Genomic DNA, 6,698 nt, shown 5'->3' on the forward strand with positions numbered 1-6,698 from the left:
ACCAGTCGTAGAAGCTCAGGCAGTTTGCGCCAATTAAGGACAGGTAACGGGCGCCAGCGGCGTATGACACCATCGACATCGCAGGAATGGGTGAAAAACCACTAATACGGTCAGGGCCATATTCCTTCGCCGTGTAAACGTTGGAAGCTGCGATAATTTCGTTTACTTCTTTCCAGTCTGCACGGATAAAGCCGCCCATACCGCGCGCTTCTTTATAGCTTTTCGCTTTTTTAGGATCAGTCACAATTGATTCCCAGGCTTTCACCGGGTCTTTATGCTGTTCCTTGGCTTCGCGCCAAAGCGTCATTAACTGCTGGCGTACTTTAGGGTACTTCAGGCGGTTAGCGCTGTAGATATACCAGGAATAGCTGGCGCCCCTTGGGCAGCCACGCGGTTCATGGTTTGGTAAATCAGGACGTGTCCGAGGGTAATCAGTTTGCTGGGTTTCCCAGGTAACCAGTCCATCTTTAACGTAAATTTTCCAGCTGCAGGAACCGGTACAGTTCACACCGTGCGTTGAACGCACGACTTTATCGTGCTGCCAGCGCTGGCGATACCCTTTTTCCCACGTTCTGTCTTCATCGGTAGTAACACCATGTCCATCCGAAAATGGTTGCTTTTGCGTTTTAAAGAAACGCAGTTTTTCAAGCAGACGACTCATAATTAGACTCCCAGTCCACGTCTAACAGTAACTAAATAGATATGTGGGAGAAGTGTGCGTGATCCTGAGTCGACTTGCCAGTTCAAAAAGTTAGCTAACTCATTGATATACATTAAAAACTACCACTAAGGTGGTATATGAGTTTAGCTTGCATAGACTGATTTTTAAGAAGTTTTCCCGTTCTAATTGAGAGTGATTATTAATTAGCCCTAAAGGTGGTAAAAAAGAGGTAGCCCAAAGTTATCGGTTGTTGTCTCCCCCTTTGGAAATGCTATATCATGTAGCTGAATTTTTACTCTGAATGTGGCCCGGAATGATACGCAACGCATCTATTATTAACGTTTTTAGAATTTCGCTTGCGCTTATCGTGATCGTGGCCAGCGCCTCCTCTTTATCGGCATTTTGGCTTTTAGAGAAGTCCGAACAAGATGCTGAGCTTATCAACGTAGCCGGCTCGCACCGCATGAAAGCCTATAAGTTTGCGTTTCAGTTATCTAACGGTGAAACCCAGCAGGCAAATCAAACAGCTCAGGACATTGGAACCTTGTGGGAAAAGCCTCTGCTTAATCGCCATTTCATTAAGGCTGGTGGCAGCATTCAACAGTTGGCCGAGGAAGCCCGGACAGAGTGGGAGCGTGTTCAAACGGGTATTGCCGAACAGGGCTTTGTCAGTTTCTCGCAGGAGCAAAATGAAGCCATCGATAACTACGTTAACCAACTGGATACTCTGGTAGGTCAACTGCAGGAACATTCAGAGCACCGCATGGAGACGGTCCGCAGTGCTCTGGCCCTGGCGTCCTTCGTCATTGTTGCTATCTTTTTCTTCCTGCTGACCGTGCTAAAACGCAAAATTGATCAGCCGCTCATGCATTTACTGTCGGTCTCTAAGCGTTTAGGCCAAGGCGACTTCACCGCTAAATCTAAGCTCAATAACGAAGATGAAATTGGTCAGCTTTCACGCACCATGAATAAAATGTCAGAAACCGTCAGTTATTTTTACGGCGGTCTTGAGCGCCGGGTGGAGCAACAAACCCAGGAACTGTCGCGTAAGAACAAAGTTTTATCCTTTCTGTACGATACCGCCCGCTCTATCATTGTTCACAGCTACGACTACAACAATTATCAGCAAGTTGTAGAAAAGCTCTATGAAGTTGGCGAAGTGGAAGACATAGAACTTTGCCTTTTAACCGAGGAAGGCAGCCGCCCATTCCTACAGTTACAACCTCGCCCGAATTCACATGACCCTTGTGATGCCGGCGATTGTGCTACCTGTATTAAGGCGGGACCAGGCGCATCGGTTATGCAGGACAAACTCGTTTATCGTTTTGTTTTAAAAAGAGAAGATCAAAATTACGGCGTACTCATTGTACGTTGCGAGCAAAACCAGCCGCTGGCTACCTGGCAGCAACAACTGATGAGTTCAACCGCCGATCAACTGGCCTTATCACAAAGCCTCAAGTCTGAAGAAGAGCAAGTACGCAGACTGGCTCTGATGCACGAGCGTACCGTTATTGCCCGTGAATTGCATGACTCTCTGGCACAAGCGCTGTCCTACCTCAAAATACAGGTGACACGTTTGCACAAAGGCATTGAAAAGAACGACCGCGCAACTATTGACGATGTCAGTAGCGAACTTCGTGAAGGTTTAAATTCAGCCTATCGTCAACTGCGTGAACTACTGACTACCTTCCGCCTGAAAGTAGACGGTTCCGGCCTTTATAACGCACTGCAAACTACGGTTAAGCAATTAACTGAGCAAAGCGACATGGCCATTAATCTGGACTACCGTCTGAATAACATACCGCTGGCTCCGCATGAAGAAATTCATTTGCTGCAGATTATTCGTGAAGCCAGCCAAAACGCGGTCAACCACAGCCAGGGAACTCAGGTTCACATCAGCCTTTCGCAACCCGGCGGGCAGGATGTCGAACTCAGAATTACTGATGACGGTGTCGGTTTACCGGAAAATGCAGAGAAGGTTAACCATTATGGACTGGCCATTATGCAGGAGCGCAGCCGTAACTTAGGTGGTGAAATTAATATGTCGCGGCTTGCTGCAGGAGGCACAGAAGTGCTCTTTTCCTTTACCCCGGACTACCTGTTGCAATAACCGGTCTGCCTAGGGGTTATAGAACTGGCCGTGCCGGCGCAAGTAGATAAAACCGTTCAGCAGTAAACCAATCACGTAGAACACAATAAAATCGATGTAAACGGTATCGGTGCTTTGCGATTTTAGCGCCCAGGCAAAGCGCAGTGGCAAATAGACCGCCCCCAACATTGCGATGGTACCCGCCCAAATTAATACTCTATGAGTGTAGGTTCGTGGAAACACCTTTCTCATAGTCACCACTACCGACCCGTTCCCTAAGGCACTGGTAAAAATCAGACCCAGCATACTGATAAAAAAGGGTTCAAAATAAATTTCTGTTGGACCGTGCTGAGCAAAATACATATAACGCCCGGCTACCGCACCAAAAACCATCATTAACAATAAACTGATTTGTGTTACCAGAGCACCACCAAAAATTCCGGCCAACCAACGGCCAAAAGGCCGGGCCAGTAAAGCGACAAAAGGTCCCATCCAGACCAGAATTAACGTGCTGTAACCAAATACAAACTCAAGCAACAATGGCAACGCCATGGCAAAACCAATAAAACTGCCAAAAGTCATGTTATAGAGAATGCTGCAGTACCAGACATGACCATTCTGGGTAAGAAGCTTTCGTATGGTTACCTTAGGCAGCGGCTGCTTTTTCGAAGTAAATAATGCCGCACCAACACTGAATATGGCGGTAAAAGTGAATAAAACAGCCCAGACACAACTGAAACTGTTTAACAGAATAGGCTTACCGGCATCAACACGCGCGAAAAAGTTCCCGCTACTGCGTTGCAATACTAAAGAAGATCCCATTCCGTCGAGTTGCCAGGTTGCCAGTAGCGGTACCGCCAGCTGTGCCAGAAATAAAGAGAATATGGTCATTCCAATAACCACGCTCATAGACAAAGGCAAACTCAAGGACCCCTTAAACTGGCGGGTTAGATCAAACGCTGGCGCAAACATCATGCAACCAATACCCGATAGCGCAGCTAACAATGCAAGCACAGGATAAGTAATATGAGTTGCTGAAAACTGCACAAAACTATCAATACTGACCAGCAACATAATGGTTGCAATAACAGCTGGCATCCAGCGCCCTAGCTGGTTAACAACCAAAGTACCTAGTAGTCGGGACAGAGCGCCACTGGCACCCGCTATAGCGACTAATGACATAAGCTGACTGGGCGTTAAGTTGGCATTGGATTTTGCCAACAGAACGACAATAACACTCCAGCTTGCCCAAAAGGTAACGCCAAGTAACAATACACTGAGCGTTAGCCAGCGCAAAACCGCGTGAGAACCGAGGTTTCCCTGCACGTCGCTGAGTGTATTTGTCGCCGAAGCTTTATCCATATCGTCGCAGTTATTCGTTTTATTTTATGATTAAAGACTTTGCTACTAAGGCCGGTTAGATACAACTCACATCAAGAGTTACTTTTAGGGTTATTATGGGGTAATGCTTTACCTAATTATGGGTAAAAACGTTATTCAAAAGTGTAAGTTCTGGCTATGTGCGGTGAATTTAAACACCAGCTATGTCAAACTAACTGAGTTAAGTACACAAGGGAGAAGACTATGACAACCGAAGCAGCCAGCATTATGTTAGTGGACGATCATCCACTACTGCGAAAAGGACTAAAACAGCTGATTGCCATGGAAGACGACTTGACTGTTGTCGCCGAAGCCAGTAACGGCCCGGACGCACTGGAGTTAGCTGCTGAGCACGATCCCGATCTGATTGTTCTGGATCTCAACATGCATGGTATGGATGGCATAGAAACCCTGAAAAAGCTTCGGGATTCCGGGGTGACATCGCGCATTATCATGCTCACGGTTAGTGACGCCGACGACGACGTGGTGGCAGCTATTACTAATGGCGCTGACGGTTACTTGCTAAAAGATATGGAACCCGAGCTTCTGTTAGAACAAATTCACCGCGCAGTGACCGGAAAAATGGTGTTAAGCGAAGCCATCACCGAAATACTGGCTACAGCTTTGCGCCAGCCAACTCAGTCTGCTACTTCGCAATTGAGTACCTTAACCAACCGCGAGCATGAAATTCTAAGCTTAATTGCTAAAGGCATGAGTAACAAAGTCATTGCCCGCGAGCTGGACATATCCGATGGTACCGTTAAGGTGCATGTTAAACACTTACTGAAAAAGCTGGGCTTGCGCTCTCGTGTTGAGGCCGCAGTCTGGATGGTTAATCAACAAGGTGAATAAGTATGAGTAACCCGTCACTAATGCCTGTTGAGCAGGCACTAGAGAACATGCTCAATACCGTTTCAACCATAACTGACAAAGAGACGGTTGAATTATCGGAAGCGCTGGGGCGTATCCTCAACCGGCCGGTAAATTCAACGTTGGATGTTCCCGGTTATGATAATTCGGCCATGGACGGATACGCTGTCCGCAGCAGTGAAGCGAAGAAAGGTTCTCGCTTAAAAGTTGTCGGAGTTGCTGCTGCGGGACACCCTTATAACGACTCTATCCCTGAAAACGGGTGCGTTCGTATTATGACCGGCGCCCCCATACCTGATTCAGTAGACGCCGTTATCATTCAGGAAAATACTGAAGCTAATCAGGATAAAAGTGAAATTACCGTGCTACAGGATGTCGCTGAAAGCGATAATATTCGCCGCCGGGGCAGCGATATTGCTTTAGGTGAAGAAGTGATAGCAACGGGTACACGCTTAAGTCCGGTTGATATTGGCTTGCTGGCATCACTGGGTATTGAAGAAGTGGCCGTTTACCGTAAACCGAAAATTGCCGTGTTCTCAACCGGTGATGAATTAGTAGCCCCTGGCGGAAAGCTGAAAAGCGGGCAAATTTTTGACAGCAACCGTTATTTGTTACTGGCTATGCTGGAGAAAATGGGCGTCGAGGCTGTTAACCTTGGCCGGCTGAATGATGACTTAGAAGCTATAAGCCAGGCATTACAAGACGCAACACAAAATTGCGACGCAGTGATAACCAGTGGCGGTGTCTCCGTCGGTGACGCCGATTTTACCAAAACCGCTTTAGAACAATTGGGCTCGGTTTCATTCTGGAAGGTCGCTATGAAGCCGGGTAAACCTTTTGCCTTTGGCAAACTTAAAGACACCTGGTTCTTTGGTTTACCCGGCAACCCGGTTGCAGCAGCCGTGACCATGGATCAACTGACACAGCCGGTGTTGAAGCATCTCTCCGGTGAAAAACACATCAGTAGTGAATCTTATCAGGCAACGGCGGCGGAATATTTGAAAAAGCGTCCGGGCCGGGCCGACTTTCAGCGTGGCTGGTTTGAGCAGGACAACAATAGTCAGCTTAAAGTCAGCAGTGCCGGTTCGCAAAGCTCCGCCGTGTTAAGTACACTGAAACGTGCCAACTGCTTTATCCGACTAGAGCAGGACCGCGGCCCTGTGAATGCGGGAGAAGAAGTCACCATTCTGCCTTTTTCCTCACTGTTGCGGTAAATGTTGACCAAAATCAATTCGGCCTGACGCAAAACATGGACACTGTTCCTTCCGGGAGGGTGTCCATGAAATTTACAGACGTACTATTAGAGCAATTTGAAGAACTTGGCATAAACGAACTGTTCGGCATTCCGGGCGACTTTATTCTGCCGCTACTGGCAGACATTCAAAGTCGCCAGCGCATGCCTTTTCATTACCTGAGCCATGAGCCAGCTATTACCTTCTGCGCAGATGCTGCGGCCCGTATTTGTAACCGGCCATCGGCGGTGTTTCTCACCTATGGTGCTGGTGCACTCAATGCAGTGAATTCCGTTGCTCAAGCCTATGAAGAGCACGTTCCGCTCATTATCGTTGCAGGCTTTCCGGCGCAAAAAGAAATTGATCGTGGGTTAAGCATTCATCACCAGGCCAAGCAGGTTGACTCGCAGCGCCTTATTTATGAACAAGTCACCTGCTGTCAGGTGCGAATAAATTCACCGCTAAT

6 protein-coding genes are annotated in these 6,698 nt (G+C 47.6%); 4 read left to right on the forward strand and 2 right to left on the reverse strand.

Annotation, left to right across the window (positions count from 1 at the left end):
• A partial coding sequence (locus tag B3180_RS07490) for a molybdopterin-dependent oxidoreductase (RefSeq protein WP_286843823.1) occupies window positions 1-661 on the reverse strand: 661 nt, incomplete at its 3' end.
• 313 nt (window positions 662-974) lie between these two features.
• Here B3180_RS07490 and B3180_RS07495 point away from each other — a divergent pair.
• Window positions 975-2,771: an ATP-binding protein gene (locus tag B3180_RS07495; RefSeq protein WP_278358599.1), complete on the forward strand. Its 1,797-nt coding sequence runs from the start codon at window positions 975-977 to the stop codon at window positions 2,769-2,771.
• A gap of 9 nt (window positions 2,772-2,780) precedes the next feature.
• Here the strand turns inward: B3180_RS07495 and B3180_RS07500 are convergent, their stop codons facing one another.
• Window positions 2,781-4,112, reverse strand: a complete 1,332-nt coding sequence (locus B3180_RS07500; RefSeq protein WP_278358598.1) for an MFS transporter — start codon at window positions 4,110-4,112, stop codon at window positions 2,781-2,783.
• A 222-nt stretch (window positions 4,113-4,334) separates the two neighbouring features.
• On the opposite strand from B3180_RS07500, the gene narL reads away from it, so the two are divergent.
• The 3 genes from narL to B3180_RS07515 form a co-directional block, all read left to right on the forward strand.
• Complete coding sequence (gene narL / locus B3180_RS07505) at window positions 4,335-4,982, forward strand: two-component system response regulator NarL (protein WP_286843826.1); 648 nt, start codon at window positions 4,335-4,337, stop codon at window positions 4,980-4,982.
• Window positions 4,983-4,984: 2 nt separating this feature from the next.
• Window positions 4,985-6,214 (forward strand): gephyrin-like molybdotransferase Glp, encoded by a 1,230-nt coding sequence (glp, locus tag B3180_RS07510; protein WP_278358597.1) that lies wholly within the window; start codon window positions 4,985-4,987, stop codon window positions 6,212-6,214.
• A gap of 65 nt (window positions 6,215-6,279) precedes the next feature.
• Window positions 6,280-6,698 (forward strand): thiamine pyrophosphate-binding protein (locus tag B3180_RS07515; protein WP_286843828.1); only part of this gene is annotated, 419 nt, incomplete at its 3' end.

The sequence above is a fragment of the Idiomarina sp. UBA4206 genome (genome assembly GCF_002383015.1).
GTDB lineage: Bacteria > Pseudomonadota > Gammaproteobacteria > Enterobacterales > Alteromonadaceae > Idiomarina > Idiomarina abyssalis.